The organism is Corynebacterium marinum DSM 44953, from assembly GCF_000835165.1.
Taxonomy (GTDB): Bacteria; Actinomycetota; Actinomycetes; order Mycobacteriales; family Mycobacteriaceae; genus Corynebacterium; species Corynebacterium marinum.
Window position 1 is genome coordinate 2,246,050 of sequence record NZ_CP007790.1, and the last position, 17,522, is coordinate 2,263,571.

Annotated in this window: 16 protein-coding genes and 1 pseudogene; 5 read left to right on the forward strand and 12 right to left on the reverse strand. The window is 69.1% G+C overall.

All coding sequences use genetic code 11. The annotated features are described in order from the left end of the window. Positions 1 to 4: 4 nt before the first annotated feature. The 5 genes from cysS to B840_RS10680 form a co-directional block, all read right to left on the reverse strand. Positions 5 to 1,399 carry a cysteine--tRNA ligase gene (cysS, locus tag B840_RS10660; protein ID WP_042622109.1) on the reverse strand — a complete coding sequence of 465 codons (1,395 nt, stop codon included), beginning with the start codon at positions 1,397 to 1,399 and terminating at the stop codon, positions 5 to 7. 55 nt (positions 1,400 to 1,454) lie between these two features. Next, positions 1,455 to 2,249, reverse strand: a complete 795-nt coding sequence (gene nagB, locus B840_RS10665) for a glucosamine-6-phosphate deaminase (RefSeq protein WP_042622110.1) — start codon at positions 2,247 to 2,249, stop codon at positions 1,455 to 1,457. A 113-nt stretch (positions 2,250 to 2,362) separates the two neighbouring features. Continuing rightward, positions 2,363 to 2,845, reverse strand: coding sequence for a 2-C-methyl-D-erythritol 2,4-cyclodiphosphate synthase (ispF, locus tag B840_RS10670; protein WP_042622111.1), 483 nt, complete (start codon positions 2,843 to 2,845; stop codon positions 2,363 to 2,365). Further along, entirely contained in the window at positions 2,838 to 3,572 is a 735-nt protein-coding gene (ispD, locus tag B840_RS10675) for a 2-C-methyl-D-erythritol 4-phosphate cytidylyltransferase (protein WP_229676625.1), read from the reverse strand. The genes ispF and ispD overlap by 8 nt, the downstream gene beginning before the upstream one ends. A gap of 22 nt (positions 3,573 to 3,594) precedes the next feature. Next, a complete protein-coding gene (locus tag B840_RS10680; RefSeq protein ID WP_042622113.1) occupies positions 3,595 to 4,176 on the reverse strand; it encodes a CarD family transcriptional regulator in 582 nt (193 codons plus the stop codon). Positions 4,177 to 4,367: 191 nt separating this feature from the next. On the opposite strand from B840_RS10680, the gene B840_RS10685 reads away from it, so the two are divergent. From B840_RS10685 to disA, 3 genes are all read left to right on the forward strand, one after another. Next, positions 4,368 to 4,949, forward strand: coding sequence for a hypothetical protein (locus tag B840_RS10685; protein ID WP_042622114.1), 582 nt, complete (start codon positions 4,368 to 4,370; stop codon positions 4,947 to 4,949). 71 nt (positions 4,950 to 5,020) lie between these two features. Beyond that, on the forward strand, positions 5,021 to 6,433 hold the full coding sequence (radA, locus tag B840_RS10690) for a DNA repair protein RadA (protein WP_042622115.1): 1,413 nt from the start codon (positions 5,021 to 5,023) through the stop codon (positions 6,431 to 6,433). Positions 6,434 to 6,482: 49 nt separating this feature from the next. Beyond that, positions 6,483 to 7,550 (forward strand): DNA integrity scanning diadenylate cyclase DisA, encoded by a 1,068-nt coding sequence (disA, locus tag B840_RS10695; RefSeq protein WP_042622116.1) that lies wholly within the window; start codon positions 6,483 to 6,485, stop codon positions 7,548 to 7,550. On the opposite strand, the gene B840_RS10700 is transcribed toward disA, so the two are convergent. Next, the gene (locus B840_RS10700; RefSeq protein WP_042622732.1) at positions 7,551 to 8,240 is read right to left on the reverse strand and encodes a hypothetical protein; all 690 of its coding nucleotides are present in this window, start codon (positions 8,238 to 8,240) and stop codon (positions 7,551 to 7,553) included. Between the two features lie 63 nt (positions 8,241 to 8,303). Next, a complete protein-coding gene (locus tag B840_RS10705) occupies positions 8,304 to 8,927 on the reverse strand; it encodes a carbonic anhydrase (protein ID WP_042622117.1) in 624 nt (207 codons plus the stop codon). A 38-nt stretch (positions 8,928 to 8,965) separates the two neighbouring features. Between B840_RS10705 and B840_RS10710 the strand changes: the two genes are divergently transcribed. Further along, entirely contained in the window at positions 8,966 to 9,832 is an 867-nt protein-coding gene (locus B840_RS10710; protein ID WP_042622118.1) for an HhH-GPD family protein, read from the forward strand. On the opposite strand, the gene B840_RS13240 is transcribed toward B840_RS10710, so the two are convergent. The 4 genes and pseudogenes from B840_RS13240 to B840_RS13980 all read right to left on the reverse strand — a co-directional run bounded on the left by B840_RS13240 (position 9,811) and on the right by B840_RS13980 (position 14,251). Next, on the reverse strand, positions 9,811 to 9,981 hold the full coding sequence (locus tag B840_RS13240; RefSeq protein ID WP_084602988.1) for a DUF4236 domain-containing protein: 171 nt from the start codon (positions 9,979 to 9,981) through the stop codon (positions 9,811 to 9,813). The genes B840_RS10710 and B840_RS13240 overlap by 22 nt on opposite strands. Before the next feature lie 124 nt (positions 9,982 to 10,105). Next, positions 10,106 to 10,921, reverse strand: coding sequence for a Na/Pi symporter (locus B840_RS13855; protein WP_052491177.1), 816 nt, complete (start codon positions 10,919 to 10,921; stop codon positions 10,106 to 10,108). A gap of 80 nt (positions 10,922 to 11,001) precedes the next feature. Next, a pseudogene (locus B840_RS13860) lies at positions 11,002 to 11,625 on the reverse strand (hypothetical protein); the annotation flags it as partial. Then, positions 11,531 to 14,251 (reverse strand): ATP-dependent Clp protease ATP-binding subunit, encoded by a 2,721-nt coding sequence (locus B840_RS13980; protein ID WP_042622119.1) that lies wholly within the window; start codon positions 14,249 to 14,251, stop codon positions 11,531 to 11,533. The gene B840_RS13980 and the pseudogene B840_RS13860, both read right to left, overlap by 95 nt. Positions 14,252 to 14,456: 205 nt before the next feature. On the opposite strand from B840_RS13980, the gene B840_RS10725 reads away from it, so the two are divergent. After that, positions 14,457 to 15,884 carry a GuaB1 family IMP dehydrogenase-related protein gene (locus B840_RS10725; protein WP_042622120.1) on the forward strand — a complete coding sequence of 476 codons (1,428 nt, stop codon included), beginning with the start codon at positions 14,457 to 14,459 and terminating at the stop codon, positions 15,882 to 15,884. On the opposite strand, the gene B840_RS10730 is transcribed toward B840_RS10725, so the two are convergent. After that, entirely contained in the window at positions 15,881 to 17,305 is a 1,425-nt protein-coding gene (locus B840_RS10730) for an MDR family MFS transporter (RefSeq protein WP_042622121.1), read from the reverse strand. The two genes, B840_RS10725 and B840_RS10730, sit on opposite strands and share 4 nt — an antisense overlap. Positions 17,306 to 17,522 lie beyond the last annotated feature (217 nt).

A 17,522-nucleotide genomic window follows, 5' to 3' on the forward strand; every position in this document is an offset into this window, starting at 1 on the left:
GTCCTTAAGAGTTCTTCAGCGACCACTGCGGGCCGTCGGAGGTGTCGGTGACGTCGATGCCGGCGGCAACGAGTCGGTCGCGGACGGCGTCGGCTGTGGTCCAGTCCCTCTCGGCACGGGCCGTGGTACGTCGTTCTAGTTCGGCGTCGACGAGGACGTCGAGCGCCGCCATGGCGCCGTCGCTTGTCGACGCCCCCTCCGCCCACTGTTCGTCCTGCGGGTCCACGCCGAGCACCGCGGTCATGGCGCGGACACGGGAGGCGATCTCGGCGGCGTCCGCGCGCGCACCCTCGGCGAGGGCGGTGTTTCCGGCGCGGACGGCGTTGTGGATTTCGGCGAGCGCGCGGGGCACGGAGATGTCATCGTCCATGGCCTCGGCGAAGGCATCGGTCCACGTGCCGATGTCGACGGGGCCGACGCGGCGGAGGAAGTCCTCGATGCGTCGGTAACCTGTGGCGGCCTCCTGCAGCGCGGACTCGGAGTACTCTAGCACGCTGCGGTAGTGCGCCGAACCGAGGTAATAGCGCAGTTCGACCGGCCGGACCAGCGTGAGGATGTGCGGGACGCTGAGCACGTTGCCCAGCGACTTGGACATCTTCTCGCCCGCCATGGTGACCCAGTGGTTGTGCATCCAGTAGTTGGCGAATCCGTCGCCGGCGGCGTGGGCCTGGGCGATCTCGTTCTCGTGGTGCGGGAACTGCAGATCGAGGCCGCCGCCGTGGATGTCGAAGGTCTCCCCGAGGTACCACGTGGCCATTGCGGAGCACTCGAGGTGCCAGCCGGGGCGGCCCTCGCCCCACGGGGTGGGCCAGGACGGCTCGCCCGGCTTGGCCGCCTTCCACAGGGCGAAGTCCTGCGGCGAGCGCTTGCCCCTGTTGTCGGCCTCGCCCTGCTCCATCTCCTCGACGCGGTTGCCGGACAGGGAGCCGTAGTCGGAGCCCTCGGCGGCGACCCACGCCGCCACGTCGAAGTAGACGGAACCGTCGACCTCGTAGGCGTAACCGCGGTCCATGAGCCGCCGCATGTAGGTGACCATCTGCGTGACGTGCCCGGTGGCGCGGGGTTCCACGGAAGGCGGCAGCACCCCGAGCTGGTCGTACGCCCAGGTGAAGGCCCGTTCGTGGGTGGAGACCCACTCCCACCATGGGCGGCCGTGCTCGGCCGCCCTGGTGAGGATCTTGTCGTCGATGTCGGTGACGTTGCGGACGAAGGCGACGTCGAGCCCCTTCGCCAGCAGCCAGCGGCGCAGGATGTCGAAGGCCACTCCGGAGCGGACGTGGCCGATGTGCGGCTGGGACTGCGGGGTCGCACCGCACAGGTAGATCGAGGCGTGCCCTTCCTTGACGGGGACGAAGTCGCGCAGCGATCTGGTGGCGGTGTCGAAGATTCGGAGAGTCACGGCCTTCAGTCTAGACGAGGCCGGCAGCACCGATCACCGCCGATCACCGGGCTGGTCACGCACGCGGCCGACCGTCGACGCCCATCCACTCCGGGCGCGCGGCGTCCATGTGGCGGTAGTACTCCGCGTCCTTCAGCCCGGCGGCGGCCGCCTCGTCGACGATGATGGTGGCGTGCCGGTGAAGTTGGAGCACCGAGGCCGGGCAGGACGCAGACAGCGGGCCCTCCACCATCTTCGCGACGGCGTCGGCCTTGCCCGCGCCGGTGGCCAGCAGCAGCGCGTGGCCGGACCGCAGGATCGTGCCCAGACCCTGGGTGATGGCGTGGGTGGGGACCTCATCGGGGGAGTCGAAGAAACGGGCGTTGTCGACGACGGTCTGCGGGTGCAGGGTTTCCACCCGGGTCAGGGCGTTCAGGGCGCTCGCCGGTTCATTGAAGCCGATGTGGCCGTTGGTGCCCACGCCGAGCAGCTGGACGTCGATGCCGCCGGCGTCGGCGATGGCCTGCTCGTAGCGCTGCGCGGCCTCCCACGGCCGGGGGTCCATGGCGTCGGGGCTGTGGACGTTGCGGTCGGCGATGTTGATGTGGGAGGTGAACTCCGTGCGGATCGTGTGGTGGTAGCTCTGCACGTGCTCCGGCGGCAGACCCAGATACTCGTCCAGGCAGAAGGCCGTGCAACCGGAGAAGTCCAGGGCGCCGGCCTCCTGCCGCGCGATGAGCTCGCGGTACGTCGCCAGCGGGGTGGAACCGGTGGCCAGGCCGATGACGGCGCCGTCCTTTACGTATGAGCCGATGATGTCGGCCGCGGTGCGGGCGACGTCATCCACGCCCGCCCGAATGAGAATGTCCATGACCAACACCCTATTCCCCCGCGCCCCGGACAGAAGCTCTCCCCCGCGGCCGGGTTCGGCCACAGGGCACCCCCGGGCCACCCAAGGGGGCAGATTGCGTCGGGCGGCGGCGGTCAGGCCCGCCAGACCACGGCCGTCGCCACGGCGGCGCGGCCCTCTTCCCGGCCGGTGAAGCCCATGTGGTCGGTGGTCGTCGCCGCCACGGACACCGGCGCCCCGAGAATCCCGGAGAGCACCTGCTCCGCCTCGGCGCGGCGCGGCCCCATCTTCGGGGACTGGCCCACGAGCTGGGCGGCGGCGTTGCCGATCACGAAGCCCTCCGCCTCGACCGCCTCCCGCGCCTCGCGCAGCAACTGGGCACCGGAGACCCCGTCGTACTTCTTCTGCCCCACCCCGACCAGAACGCCGAGATCACCGAGCTGGGCGGCGGAGAGGAGGGCGTCGACCAGCGCGTGGGCGACGACGTCGCCGTCGGAGTGCCCCTCGCAGCCGTCCGCGTCCTCGAAGAGGAGGCCCGCGATCCAGCACGGCTTGCCCGCCTCGATCTGGTGCGCGTCGGTGGCGACGCCGACGCGCGGGATGATCATGTCAGTCACCGGGTACCTCGAAAATTGTCGGTTCGGCCTCGTCCGTGATGGTGCGGGCCAGGGTCATGTCGATGGGGGTGGTCACCTTGAAGGCCATGGGGTCGCCCTGGACCGTGACCACGGGGACGCCCTGCCACTCCAGCAGGGACGCGTCGTCCGTGGCGGTGAAACCGGGGTCTGCGGCGGCGAAGTAGGCCTCGTTGGCGGCGCGCAGCTCGCGCAGCCGGAAGCCCTGCGGGGTCTGCACCGCACGCAGGGAGGACCGGTCCGGGGTACCCGCCACCACGTCGCCGTCGACCTGCTTGACGGTGTCGGGCACCGGGACGACCGGGACCACGCCGGGCGCGCCCTCGAGCACGCGGCGGGCGACGCGCGCGATCATGCCCGGCGGGGTCAACGCGCGGGCGGCGTCGTGGATGAGCACCACCGCGTCCTCGTCGGTGATGGTCCGCAGCCCCGCCCACACACTGTCGGCGCGTTCCCCGCCGCCGAGGGTGAGCTGGACGGGGACGCCGGTCACCGCGGCGTCGAGAAGCCCGGTCTGGCCGAGCATCTCCTCCGCGTAAGCTTCCATGTCGGGGCTGACCAGCACGATGATCTCGTCGACCACCGAGGAGTTGATCATCGCGGCGACCGATCTCTCCAGCAGGGAGCGGCCGCGCAGCCGCACGAACGCCTTCGGCACGGACGCCCCCAGCCGCGTGCCCCGCCCGGCGGCGGCGACGAGCGCGATCACCCTCACGGCAGCCGTCTCCCGCCTACTGGTCGTCGTCTTCGTCGTCGAAGGTGAGGTCGTCCAGGTCGACGTCGATGTCGCCGTCCTCGGCGTTCTCCGGCGCATCCTCGGGGTCGACCTCGATGTACGCCTCGATCTTGCCGAGGAACTCGTCCGCCTTCTTCTCGTCGACGGTGTCCGCCAGCGCGAGCTCGCCGACGAGGATCTGCCGGGCCTTGCCCATCATCCGCTTCTCGCCGGCGGACAGGCCGCGGTCCTGGTCGCGGCGCCACAGGTCGCGGACCACTTCGGCGACCTTGTTCACGTCACCGGAGGCCAGCCGCTCCTGGTTCGCCTTATAGCGGCGGGACCAGTTGCCCGCTTCTTCCACATCCGTCTCGCGCAGCACTCCGAAGACCTTCTGCAGGCCCTCCTCGCCGACGACGTCGCGGACGCCGACGATCTCGGAGTTCTTGATCGGGACACGGACAATCAGGTCAGACTGGTTGATCTGCAGAACCAGATACTCCAGTTCTTCCCCTCCCATCACACGCTTCTCGATGTCAGCGATCACGGCAGCGCCGTGATGCGGATAGACAACGACGTCTCCGACCTTGAAATTCATTCCCACTCCTCTGGTGCGATTGGCAGCGCACTGGACATCGGATTCTATCACGTCACCCACCAGCGCTAATGGGCGCCACGCCCCCACCCCCGCTTCCCCCCGCTTCCGGCGGCCGGTTCGCCGGGAACTGTGTGCCGGGGGACACGAGAGACTAAGGTAAGCTGCTGAAACAGCATCATGAACTTGAACTGATGGAGGACACCCCCGTGAAGTCCCTGAAGTCGGCCGCCCGTCGCGGCGGCATCATCTCCGCCGCCGCTCTGTCTGCGCTGGCACTGGCGTCCTGCTCTGCAGGCCAGGTAACCCAGACCGCCTCGCAGGTCGCCGCCGTTAACGGCGCGGAGGGCAACACCGAGGACGGTACCGTGGCTGTCCGCGATGTCACCGTCGTGGTGGACGACCAGGGCGAGGCCGCCCTGAAGTTCACCGCCATCAACCAGGACGCCACCATGACGGAGCACACGCTCGAGTCCGTCGAGGTCGACGGAACCCCGGTCGAGGTCGACTCCGCCACCCTGCGCCGCGACTGCGTCCTCGTCGCCGACTCCGCCGCGGGGCTGGAGGTCACCCCCCGCTCGGAGAACACCGGCTGCATCGAGTACGCCGAAACCTCCCTCCCCAACCAGGACTTCGCCTACGGCGGCAACCTCCCGGTGACCTTCACCTTCGACTCTGGTGAGATCACCGTCAACGCCACTGTCTCCGCGCAGCAGCTGCCGGCCGGCACGTTCCACCGTGAGCCGGAGACGGCGAACGACTACACCGCCAACTAGCCGCACCTGTTGGCCGACGTCCACGCTCCCCACCCGGGGGCGCGGACGTTTCGCGTTCTAAGGTGGTCCCCATGGCGCGCAAACCCCGATCCGTCCACACCTGCTCCGAATGCGGGTACTCCTCCCCCAAGTGGCTCGGCCGCTGCCCGGAATGCGGCTCCTGGGGAACGCTGGTCGAATCCGCGGCCGGCCCGAAGGCCGGCGCCGCCGCTTCCGCGGCGGTGTCCGGAGCGGTGCCGCAGGGTCTGACCCCGGCGACCCCGGCCACCCCGATCACCCGGATCAGCGCGACCGCCGCCACGTCCGTGCCCTCCGGCATCGGGGAACTCGACCGGGTCCTGGGTTCCGGCGTGGTGCCCGGGTCGGTGGTGCTCATGGCCGGTGAGCCGGGCGTGGGCAAGTCGACGCTGCTGCTGGAGGTTGCCAGCCGCTGGGCGTCGCAGCCGGCGGCGGACGGGGCCGGGACGCGTAAGGCGCTGTACGTCACCGCGGAGGAGTCCGCCGGCCAGGTCCGCGTCCGCGCCGAGCGCACAGACGCGCTGAAAGACACCCTGTACCTGGCCGCCGAGGCCAACCTGGACGTGGTGTTCGGGCACGTGGAACAGCTCAAGCCCTCCCTGTTGATCGTCGACTCGGTCCAGACCATGCACGCCCCGGGCGTCGAGGGGGTCGCGGGTGGTGTGGCCCAGTCCCGCGCCGTCACCGCTGCGCTGACCACCCTGGCCAAGACCTCCGGCATCCCCGTCCTGCTGGTCGGCCACGTGACCAAGGACGGCAACGTCGCCGGCCCCCGGGTGCTCGAGCACCTGGTGGACGTGGTGCTCCACTTCGAGGGCGACCGGCAGTCCTCCCTGCGTATGCTGCGCGGCATCAAGAACCGCTTCGGCGCCACCGACGAGGTGGGCTGTTTCGAGCAGACCGCCGACGGCATCCGGGAGGTGCCGGACCCGTCGGGGCTGTTCCTCTCGCACCGCGGGCGCACGCCCGACGGCTCCGCCGTGACCGTCGCCATGGACGGCGTGCGCCCGCTGCTCGCCGAGGTGCAGGCCCTGACCGTGGACCCGGTGGCCAAGAATCCCCGCCGCGTGGTCACCGGCCTGGACACCAACCGAGTGCCCATGGTGCTCGCCGTGCTGCAGGCCCGCGCGGGCGAGCGCACCAACGAGAAGGACGCCTACGTGGCCACCGTCGGCGGCGTGCGCATCATGGAGACCGCCACCGACCTCGCCGTCGCCCTGGCCACCTGGTCCTCCCTGCACGAGCAGCCGCTGCCGGAGAAGACCGTCGTCATCGGCGAGGTGGGGTTGGCCGGTGAGCTGCGCCGGGTCCCCAACCTGGGCCGCCGTCTGGCGGAGGCCGCCCGGTTGGGGTACGAATACGCCGTCGTCCCCGAGGGGGAGACCCTGGATGTGCCCGGCATGCGGGTGGCGCAGGCGGGCACTCTCCGGGAGGCCATCGGCCTGGTTTCTCCCCGGCGCGGGTAAGGGAACTCCCTCTCCTGCCTCATCAACCACAGGAGTAGAATCGTTCCCCATGACTGCTCTCCCCAGCTCCCCCGCGCCCGCCACCCTGCGGGAGACCCTCCAGCACCTGGCCCCCGGCACCGAGCTGCGCGACGGACTCGACCGGATCGTGCGGGGCCGCACGGGCGCTCTCATCGTCATCGGCGACGGCCCAGAGGTCATCGACCTGTACGACGGCGGCATCGAGTTCGACGTGCCCTTCGCACCGACCCGGCTGCGGGAGCTGTGCAAGATGGACGGCGCGGTCATCCTCTCCGACGACGCTTCCCGCATCAGGCGCGCGAACGTGCAGGTGGTGCCCTCGCCGAGCTTCTCGACGTCGGAAAGCGGGACCCGCCACCGTTCCGCCGAACGCACCGCGCTGCAGTCGGGGCGGCCGGTGATCGCCGTGAGCCAGTCGATGAACGTGATCACCCTGTATGTCGAAGGGCAGCGCTACGTGCTGGACAGCCCGGCGACGATCCTCACGCGCGCGAACCAGGCGCTCGGCACGCTGGAGCGCTACCGCTCACGCCTGGACCATGCGAATCAGCGCCTGTTCGTCTCGGAGGTCAACAACTACGCCACGGTCGCCGACGTGGTGGCGGTGATGCAGCGGGAGCTGCTGGTCAAGCGGGTCGGCATTGAACTCGACCAGAACGTCCTCGAACTGGGCACCGACGGACGCCAGCTCAACCTCCAGCTCACCGAGCTGCGCGGCGACAACGACCGCCAGATCGACCTGCTCATCCGCGACTACCTGGTGGCCGAGGGTCCGCCCTCCGACGAGGACGTGCGGGAGGCGACCCTGGCGCTCGACGCGCTCGCCGACGCCGACCTGCTCAAGCCCGCCAACGTCGCCCGGATCCTGGGACTGCCGGCGACGGAGGAGTCGCTGACGCAGTGGATCGTGCCGCGCGGCTACCGGGTGCTCAGCCGGGTGCCGCGGGTGCAGATGTTCCTCAAGCACAAGATCATCACCGCGCTGGGCGATGTGAAGGCCCTGCTGGCGGCGACGGAGGAGGAACTGGCGGAGATCGACAACGTGGGTTCCCTGTGGGCCCGCCACGTGCACGAGGGGCTGACCAGGCTGAACTAACTAGCCCAGGTTGAAGGTGTGCGCGTCGGAGGGGTTGTCCCCGATGACGGCGTGGACGAAGAAGGAGCCGGTGCCCACATCCTCGCGGTTGGAGCACTGGCCGGGCTGGGAGCCGAGCCGCGACCAGACCGCCTGGAAGCGGCGCTCATCGCCGGCGCTGAAGGTCTCCTCGCCGGTGAGGATGGAGGGGAAGCAGTCGGTGTCCGCCCAGACGCGCGCGTTGGACTCCAGGTTGTAGACCTCGAAGCGCAGCTCGTCCTCGTCGAGGTTGATCTCGCAGTCGACGTCCGTGGGGTTGGTCACCGTCATGTAGAAGGTGGGCTGTACGCCGGCACCGTAGGAGGGCCGGTCGGAGGAGGCCACGATCCGCAGATCGCCCAGCCCACAACTGTCCTTGGCCTCGGCCCGCGGCTCCTCGCTCTCCGACGCCTCGGTGCTCTCGGGGGCCTCCGTCTCCGATGTCTCGGGCGCCGCGCTGGTTGAGCTCCTGACCTCGGAGGTCACGGCCGCGGCGGCGGTGGCGGTGGACGTGGGTGTCGGCGTCGGGGCGGTTTCCTCGCCGCCCCCGCCGGCCACGGCCACCAGCCCCCAGACCAGCAGCCCGACGAGCACGAGGATGCCCACGGCTGCGGCCACGCGGCGGCGGACGTAGATCTCTTCGGGGAGTCGGCGGGGGCTACGGTTGCTCACGCCCTCCACTCTAATTCGCGTGGTCCGGGGCGGGTGGCAACCTGCAGTCCCCCGCGTGTCCTGCTACTCGACGCCGTCGGCGATGACGTGCTCGACGGAGCCGTCGGAAAGCTTGTAGCGCAGGCCGACGATGCCGCAGCTGCCCTCGGCGATGCCGTCGCGCAGCGGGGCGAGGCGGTGCTTGATCTGCACGACCGTCTCGATGATGTGCTGCCGTTCGAAGTCGTCGCTGGAGTTCATCCCCCGGGCGCGCGCCTCGAGGATGGAGGGGGCGACCTTCTCGATGAGGATGCGTTCCAGACCGTTGGGGATCGTCCCCCCGGACAGGGCCTCCGCTGTGGCGGCGACCGCGCCGCAGGATTCGTGCCCCATGACCACGACCAGTTCCACGCCGAGAGACTTGATGGCGTACTCGAGGGAGCCGAGGACGCTGGGGTCGAGGATCTCGCCGGCTGTGCGGACGACGAAGAGGTCGCCCAGGCCGACGTCGAAGATCATCTCGACGGGGACGCGGGAATCGGAACAGGAGAGGACCGCCGCGCGGGGGTACTGTCCGTCGCGCAGCTCAGTGCGGCGGACGATGTCCTGGTTGGGGCGTTCCTGCTGCTGGAGGACGAACCGTTGGTTTCCGGCCTGCAGCGCATCCCAGACTGCCTGGGGTTCCTTTGCGACATCTTTCAGGGGCATGACCGCAATTGTCGCACGCCAGCCTAAACTCGACCAACATGTTCGTCTCCCCCCTGCTGACCTGGTTCGACCGCAATGAACGCCCGCTGGCCTGGCGGCATCCTGACACCGGCGCCTGGGGCATCCTGCTCAGCGAGGTCATGAGCCAGCAGACCCCGGTCGCCCGCGTGGAACCAGTGTGGCGGGAGTGGATGGCCCGGTGGCCGGACCCGGCGTCGTTCGCTCGGGCCTCCCCAGACGAGGTGCTGCGCGCGTGGGGCAAGCTGGGCTATCCGCGCCGCGCCCTGCGGCTGCTGGACTGCGCCGGGCAGATCGTGTCGCGTCACGACGGCCGAGTCCCCGACGACGTCGAGCAGCTCCTCGCCCTGCCCGGCATCGGCGACTACACGGCGCGGGCCGTGGCGTGTTTCGCGTACGGGAAGAATGTACCGGTCGTCGACACGAACGTGCGCCGGGTGCACCGCCGGGCAGTGGAGGGGCGCTTTCTGGCGGGGGCGGCGTCGAAAAGCGAGCTGGCGGCGGGGGCGGAGCTCTTGCCCGGGGACGGCCGCGGACCGCGGTTCTCCGCCGCGCTGATGGAACTCGGCGCGCTGGTGTGCACGGCGGCCTCACCGGCGTGCGGCGAATGTCCGCTGCGTGCCGGGTGCGCCTGGGTGGCTGCCGGCAGCCCCCGACCGAGCCCGGAGGAACTGGCGAAGAAGAAGGTGCAGAAGTTCGTCGGCACCGATCGCCAGGTGCGCGGGCTGATCATGGACGTGCTGCGCGCCAACGACGCGGCGGTGCCGCAGTCGGCCATCGACGTGGTGTGGCCCGACGGGGCGCAACGCTCACGCGCCCTGCACTCGTTGCTCGAGGACGGGCTGGCGGAACAGGACGGACGGGGTTACTTCCACCTGCCGCGGTAGTTCAGGCCGCCGGGCAGGTTCACCCAGAGGCCGCCGCGGCTGTTGATGGTCACCGGGCCGACCCGGGTGGAGGCGGACGCGCCGGACCCCGAGAGATTCAGCCAGCTGTTTTTGCCCAGCTTCTTTCGCTTGCGGAACGTGATACCCATGTGCCGGTCTCCTGTCTGGTCACTGTGCTGCGGCTTCTCCGCCGAGTATAGGAGGAGTGACGGGGTCTCAGCCCTCCCGCAGCACCCCCAGGATCTCGGCTCCGGCAGGAAGGCGCTGCACGTCTCAGAACACCACGGTGAGGAGGATCAGCGTGCCGGGGATGATCAGGAAGATCAGGAGCATCCAGCCCAGCACGTAGAGTTTGTTCTCCGTTGCCAGCCGCGCCAGGATGTCCGCCCCCTCCGGCGGAAGCCGCCGCAGCCAGGGGACCAGCAGGATCAACGCAGCGGCCAGCAGATTGTAGAACAGGTGGACCAGGGCGGCGCCGAGAGCCGCCCGCGCCTCGATGCCGGTGAAACCGAAGGCCGCGATGAGCGCCGTCAGAGTAGTGCCGATGTTGGCGCCGACCACGAAGTAGAAGATCTGCCGCAGGCTGAACTTGCCTGTGGCCGCGAACGGCACCGCCAGCGAAGTCGTGGTGGTCGAGGACTGGACCAGCATGGTCACCACCGTCCCGGAGAGCACCCCCGACCACGCGCCCCGGCCCAGGGCGGTGGCGAAGATCTTCTCCGCGGTGCCCACCAGCAGCTGCTTGAGCATCTTGCTGATGAGCGTGATCACCGCGAGGATCATCACCACACCCACCGCCACCAGGGTGATGCCGCCGGCCACCTCGCCGAGCGGCGAGGCCGCGCCTTCCAGCAGGACCACCCCCGGCCTGGTGAGGTAGCCGACCGCGGCACCCGCGGCCTCGAAACCTCTTCCCGCCGGTCCCACGTCCTCCCCCGCGATCCTGGCGGACGCCCAGGCGGAGAGCCTTTCCAGCGGGGAGAACAACAGCTCCAGCGGGAAGAAGATCGCCACGGAGAGCAGGTTGTACATGTCGTGCACGCTGGCGGCGGCGAAACCCCGGCGAAACATGACCTTGTCTTTGGCCATGCCCAACGCGACGAACGACGACTCATCGTGGTACCCACGTTCGCTCCGAACAGGATGGGGACGGCGATCCCGATGGGCAGCCCGCCGGCCGCCATGCCCACCGTGATCGAGGTGGTGGTCGTGGAGGACTGGGTGAGCACCGTCGCCAGGACGCCGATCATGAGGCCGATGAAAGGGTTCTCCGCGAACTGGAACAACTGTTCCGCCCGGCCACCGGAGGCGGTGCGGAAACCTGAGCCGATGGCCCCGACCGCGGTGATGAGCACCCCCACCGCCAGGACGACGACCGTCCAGTCGACCGCCGTCTTCGTGGCGCCGCTCAGCCGGAGGAAACCGAGCGGGTAGCTCTCGTCCTTCACGGCCGTGGACCGGCGGTCGGGGAAATGCTCACGGGTCTGCGCCTGCGATTCACAATCGGTGCCGTGGGCACGCCGACTTCTCAAGTCGCGGACGTTCAACCAACGGCAGGCCCACCCGGTGACCGGAGTTCCTGCGCAACAGAAACCGTCGCGACCTGGGGAAATCTTAACACGCAGAAAGCCGGCCGCCCTCCCCTCTTCCGGCTGGAACCGGGGGAAGGGAGGGTGGCCGACGGCGGACCCTGTGACGTTAGCGCTGGGGCTGCGAGCTCCCCGCGCCTGCGGGACCCTCGTCGAGACCCTCAGTGAACAGGTCGTCGGTGATCTCGGGGACATCCGGGACATCCGCGGCTATGGTGTCCGCTTCGACGTCGCGCACAGCCTCAGCGGCCTCCGGAGACATCTCCGAGAAAGTTCCCTCGGGCAGCGGCTTCGGGCGCGGGGTGAAGGTGAAAGTGGCGCTGTCGGTGTCCTTCGACTCCCCGTCCCAGCCGTCGACGTCGACCGTGACGATCTCGCCGGCACCGAGCTCGCCGAAGAGGATCTTCTCGGACATGGTGTCCTCGATCTCGCGCTGGATGGTGCGGCGCAGCGGGCGGGCGCCGAGCACCGGATCGAAACCGCGCTGGGCCAGGAGAGCCTTGGCCTTGTCGGTGAGCTCGATACCCATGTCCTTGGCTGCCAGGGCCTTCGCCACGCGGTCGATGAGCAGTTCGACCATCTGGACGATCTGGTCGCGGGTCAGCTGGTGGAAGACCACGATCTCGTCGATACGGTTGAGGAACTCCGGCCGGAAGTGCTTCTTCAGCTCGTCGTTGACCTTGTTCTTCATCCGGTCGTACTGCGCGACGGAGTCCGTCTCATTGCTGCCGGTGAAGCCCATGCCCACGGCCTTCGAAATATCCTGGGTGCCCAGGTTCGAGGTGAAGATGATCACCGTGTTCTTGAAATCGACGACACGGCCCTGGCCGTCGGTGAGACGGCCGTCCTCGAGAACCTGGAGGAGCGTGTTGTAGATCTCCTTGTGCGCCTTCTCGATCTCGTCGAAGAGCACGACGGAGAACGGCTTGCGACGGACCTTCTCGGTGAGCTGGCCGCCCTCCTCGTAGCCGACGTACCCGGGGGGAGCGCCGAAGAGGCGCGACGCGGTGAAGCGGTCGTGGAACTCGCCCATGTCGATCTGGATCAGGGAGTCCTCGTCGCCGAAGAGGAAGGCCGCGAGAGCCTTCGACAGCTCCGTCTTACCCACTCCGGACGGGCCGGCGAAGATAAAGGAGCCGGAGGGGCGCTTCGGGTCCTTCAGCCCGGCACGGGTGCGGCGGATCGCACGCGAGACAGCCTTGACCGCCTCGTCCTGGCCGATGATCCGCTTGTGCAGCTCATCTTCCATACGCAGCAGTCGGGAGGACTCCTCCTCCGTCAACTTGAACACCGGGATGCCGGTCCAGGCGCCCAGGACCTCGGCGATCTGCTCCTCGCCGACCTCCGCGATCTCCTCGAGATCGCCGGAGCGCCACTGCTTCTCCTTCGCGGAGCGCTCCTCGCCCAGCTTGCGCTCCTTGTCGCGCAGGCCGGCGGCCTTCTCGAAGTCCTGCGCGTCGATCGCCGCCTCCTTCTCGCGGCGGACGTCGGCGATGCGCTCGTCGATCTCGCGCAGACCCTCCGGGGCGGTCATGCGCTTGATGCGCATGCGGGCGCCGGCCTCATCGATGAGGTCGACTGCCTTGTCCGGCAGGAAACGGTCGTTGATGTAGCGGTCGGAGAGGTTCGCGGCGGCGACCAGCGCACCGTCGGTGATGGAGACGCGGTGGTGCGCCTCGTAACGGTCGCGCAGACCCTTGAGAATCTCGATCGTCAGCTCGACGGAGGGCTCCGGCACCTGGACGGGCTGGAAACGTCGCTCCAGGGCGGCGTCCTTCTCGATGTGCTTGCGGTACTCGTCCAGCGTGGTGGCGCCGATGGTCTGCAGTTCGCCGCGGGCCAGCTTCGGCTTGAGCAGCGAGGCCGCGTCGATCGCGCCCTCGGCCGCGCCCGCACCGACCAGGGTGTGGATCTCGTCGATGAACAGGATGATGTCGCCGCGCTGGTTGATCTCCTTGAGCACCTTCTTCAGGCGCTCCTCGAAGTCGCCGCGGTAACGGGAACCTGCCACCAGCGAACCCAGATCCAGGGAGTAGACCTGCTTGTCCTTGAGGGTCTCCGGCACCTTACCGTTGACGATGTCCAGGGCCAGGCCCTCGACAACCGCCGTCTTGCCCACACCGGGCTCGCCGATGAGGACCGGGTTGTTCTTGGTTCGACGCGAGAGCACCTGCATGATGCGCTCGATTTCCTTCTCGCGGCCGACGACCGGGTCGAGCTTGCCGTCCTTCGCCGCCTGGGTGAGGTTCCGGCCGAACTGATCGAGCACGAGCGAGCTGGAACGGTCGCCGGGTCCGCCCTGGCCGGCGCCTCCCCGGGCCGCACCGGTGCCGGCGCCGACCGGGCCTGCGCCCGCCTCGGGGGTGGACTCCGGGTTCGCGCCCTGCCCGCCCTCGTAACCGGAGAGCAGCTGGATGACCTGCTGACGCACGCGCGGCAGGTCGGCGCCCAGCTTCACCAGGACCTGGGCTGCGACGCCCTCGCCCTCACGGATGAGGCCGAGCAGCAGGAACTCGGTGCCGATGTACTTGTGCCCCATCTGCAGGCCCTCCCGGAGCGAGAGCTCCAGGACCTTCTTGGCGCGCGGGGTGAAGGGGATGTGGCCGGTGTGCGGCTGAGTGCCGTGACCGATGATCTCCTCAACCTCCTGGCGCACGGCGTCCAGCGAAATGCCCATGGACTCCAGAGCCTTCGCCGCCACACCCTCGCCCTCATGGATGAGGCCGAGCAGGATGTGCTCGGTGCCGATGTAATTGTGGTTGAGCAGCCGCGCTTCCTCCTGCGCCAGCACGATGACGCGGCGTGCACGATCGGTGAACCGTTCAAACATGTCGTTACCCCTGTCTTTTGTGCCTAACTTGTCATCCACTCTAACGCGCGGGAGTAGCAAACTATTTGCACTCTTCCGTTTCCCGTGCCATCACTGGGCTGTATTCGCAGGTCACGGGCATGTACGCCTTTAGCGAACATCGGCCAGAGGCCCGGAATGGCGCGAAGCCGGGACGCTTAGGCGGCGAACTTGTAACGTCGGCCACATGCGCTTCCTCAACAACTCCGTCCCGCCCCACGAGCTGACCTACTCCGACGTCTTCATGGTGCCGTCCCGCTCGGAGGTGCGTTCCCGGTTCTCGGTGGACCTGTCCACGGACGACGGTTCCGGCACCACGATCCCCCTCGTGGTCGCCAACATGACGGCGGTGTCCGGGCGGCGGATGACCGAGACGATAGCCCGGCGCGGGGGCGTGGCGATCCTGCCGCAGGACGTGCCCGCCGACATCGCCGCGGAAACCATCTCCAGGGTGAAGCAGGCGCACCTGGTCTACGACACCCCGATCACCGTCAAACCCCACCACACGGTCGGCTACGCCCGCAACCTGCTGCACAAACGGGCCCACGGGGCGGCCGTGGTCGTCGACGGCGAACGCCCGATCGGTCTGATCACCGCGAAGGACCTCCTCGACGCCGACAACTTCACCCAGGTCCGGACCCTGATGACCACCTCCCTGATGACCCTGCCCGACGGTGTCTCCCCGCAGGAGGCCTTCGACGAACTCGTCGCCGCCAGCCGCAGGCTCGCCCCCGTGGTCGACCCGGACGGGCGCCTCGTCGGCCTGTTCACCCGCTCCGCCGCGCTCCGCTCCTCCGTGTACCGGCCCGCCGTCGACGCAGCCGGCCGGTTGCGGGTCGGCGCGGCCATCGGCATCAACTCGGACATTGAGGCGAACGTGGCGACGCTCATCGACGCCGGCGCCGACATCCTCGTCGTCGACACCGCCCACGGCCATCAGCAGTCCATGATGGACGCGCTCCGGCGGGTCCGCGCCCTCGGAGTAGAGGTCCCGGTGGTGGCCGGCAACGTGGTCACCGCCGACGGGGTGCGCGACCTGGTGGCAGCGGGGGCGGACATCGTCAAGGTCGGGGTGGGGCCGGGCGCCATGTGCACCACCCGCATGCAGACCGGGGTGGGCCGCCCGCAGTTCTCGGCTGTTCTCGAATGCGCGGCGGCCGCCCGGGAACTCGGCGCCCACGTGTGGGCCGACGGCGGTGTGCGCGACCCCCGCGACGTTGCCCTCGCCCTGGCGGCCGGAGCGTCGAACGTCATGATCGGATCCTGGTTCGCCGGCACTTTCGAATCCCCCGGCGACCTGCACATCGACGGCGAAGACCGGATGTACAAGGAGTCCTTCGGCATGGCCTCCCGGCGCGCCGTCGAGCGTCGCAACGCGGACGCCGCCGCCTTCGAGCTGGCCCGCCGGGCGATGTTCGAGGAGGGCATCTCCACCGCGCGCATCTACCTCGACCCGCGCGACGGCGGCGTCGAACACCTGGTGGACCGCATCACCTCCGGCGTGCGCTCCGCCTTCACCTACGCGGGCGCCGCCGACCTGGCGTCGTTCCGGAAACGCGCGGTCGTCGGGGTGCAGTCCGAGTCCGGTTTCGCGGAGGGCCAGCCGAGAGGTTAGGCCTGGCCCTCCTCCTGCTGCTCCTCCGCGACCTTCGTCACGAAGGGGCTGGCCACCAGAACCAGGATCGCCAGGACACCGGCCACCATGAAGGCGGTGTGCGCGCCGTCGGCGGTGGCCTGCGCGAGGTCGACGCCCCGGTCGCGGGACGCCTGAGTGCCCGAGGCCAGTGCCGCGATGAGCACCGCGGTGCCCGTGGCACCCGCCAGCTGCTGCAGGGTGTTGAGGATCGCGGAGCCGTGGCCGTACAGGCGCGAGGGCAGGGAACCCAGCGCCGTCGTCATCAGCGGGGTCATCATCAGCGCCAGCCCCAGGGAGAATACGATGTGCATGGTGACCACCTCGCCGACGGTGGAGTCGATGCCCAGACGGGTCATCGCCCAGACCCCGCCGGCGAGCAGCACGGCGCCGGGGATGAGCAGGGGGCGGGGACCGACGGAGTCGTAGAGCCGGCCGATGAAAGGTGCCAGCAACCCGGAGGCCAGGCCGCCGGGCATGAGCATGAGGCCGGTGACCAGCGCGGAGATTCCCAGGGCGGTCTGGAGATAGATCGGCAGGACCATGATCACGCCGAGCAGAGTGCCCATGACCAGGAGCGCGACGACGACGGAGACCGTGTAGTTGCGGATGGCGAACGGGCGCAGATCGAGGAGCGGGGTCTCGAGCCTGAGCTGACGCCACACGAAGACGACGAGAGCCAGGATGCCGACAGCCCCGATCGCGAGCGCCAGCTGCGGGTTCGTGCCGAGCGTGCTCAGCGCGTAGACCAGACCACCGAACGCCAGCGCGGCGAGCACCACGGACGGCGGATCGAAGGGCGCGCGCACGGTTTCACCGATGTTGCGGATGAAGAAGCCGCCCAGCAGCAGCGCGACGACGATGAGCGGGACGACCAGCCAGAACAACCAGTGCCACGTGAAACGGTTGAGGATGAAGCCCGAGACCGTCGGGCCGAGCGCCGGGGCGACCGACATGACGATCGAGATGATGCCCATGATCGATCCCCGCCGGTTCGCGGGAACGACGGTGAGCGCCACCGTCATGAGCAGCGGCATGATCAGTGCCGTGCCGAACGCCTGGACAATGCGGCCGGTCAGCAGAATCCCGAAGGTCGGTGCAGCGGCCGCCACCACCGTGCCGGCCAGGAAACTCGACACTGCCGCGAGGAAGACCTGCTTGGTGGAGAAGCGCTGCAGCACCCCGCCGGTCGTGGGAATGACCACCGCCATGGTGAGCATGAAGCCGGTCGTGAGCCACTGGGCGGTGGTGGCCGGGATATCGAAGTCCGTCATGATCGACGGCAGCGCCACCGACAGAATCGTCTCGTTGAGGAACATCACCAGCGCCGAACCGACCAGCACGGTGAGGATGACCTTCACGTCGGCCGGCAGCCGGGTCGTGGTGTTTTTCGGGGAACTCAAGCTGAAACCTTCCGGGCGGGCCTGAACAAAGAGGTTCACTCTAGCGCCACCACCGCGAACATTCCACTTGGCCTGACCGGGACTCCCGGAAACCGTGCCTGACCTGACCGGTCGACCCGGAAGGCTGAGCCCGGAATCGGCGTTGGGGTGGACCCCGGGCCCGATATCGATGAATATCGGGGCCGGGGTCCACCCCACGGAGGATTCAGCGCGGCCC

Coding starts and splice junctions, on each gene's coding strand:
- nagB (WP_042622110.1), bottom strand. CDS start 2,249: ATGGACATTCTCATTCGGGCGGGCGTGGATGACGTCGCCCGCACCGCG.
- B840_RS10680 (WP_042622113.1), bottom strand. CDS start 4,176: ATGAATTTCAAGGTCGGAGACGTCGTTGTCTATCCGCATCACGGCGCT.
- B840_RS10685 (WP_042622114.1), top strand. CDS start 4,368: ATGGAGGACACCCCCGTGAAGTCCCTGAAGTCGGCCGCCCGTCGCGGC.
- radA (WP_042622115.1), top strand. CDS start 5,021: ATGGCGCGCAAACCCCGATCCGTCCACACCTGCTCCGAATGCGGGTAC.
- disA (WP_042622116.1), top strand. CDS start 6,483: ATGACTGCTCTCCCCAGCTCCCCCGCGCCCGCCACCCTGCGGGAGACC.
- B840_RS10705 (WP_042622117.1), bottom strand. CDS start 8,927: ATGCCCCTGAAAGATGTCGCAAAGGAACCCCAGGCAGTCTGGGATGCG.
- B840_RS10710 (WP_042622118.1), top strand. CDS start 8,966: ATGTTCGTCTCCCCCCTGCTGACCTGGTTCGACCGCAATGAACGCCCG.
- B840_RS13240 (WP_084602988.1), bottom strand. CDS start 9,981: ATGGGTATCACGTTCCGCAAGCGAAAGAAGCTGGGCAAAAACAGCTGG.
- B840_RS13855 (WP_052491177.1), bottom strand. CDS start 10,921: ATGGCCAAAGACAAGGTCATGTTTCGCCGGGGTTTCGCCGCCGCCAGC.
- B840_RS13980 (WP_042622119.1), bottom strand. CDS start 14,251: ATGTTTGAACGGTTCACCGATCGTGCACGCCGCGTCATCGTGCTGGCG.
- B840_RS10725 (WP_042622120.1), top strand. CDS start 14,457: ATGCGCTTCCTCAACAACTCCGTCCCGCCCCACGAGCTGACCTACTCC.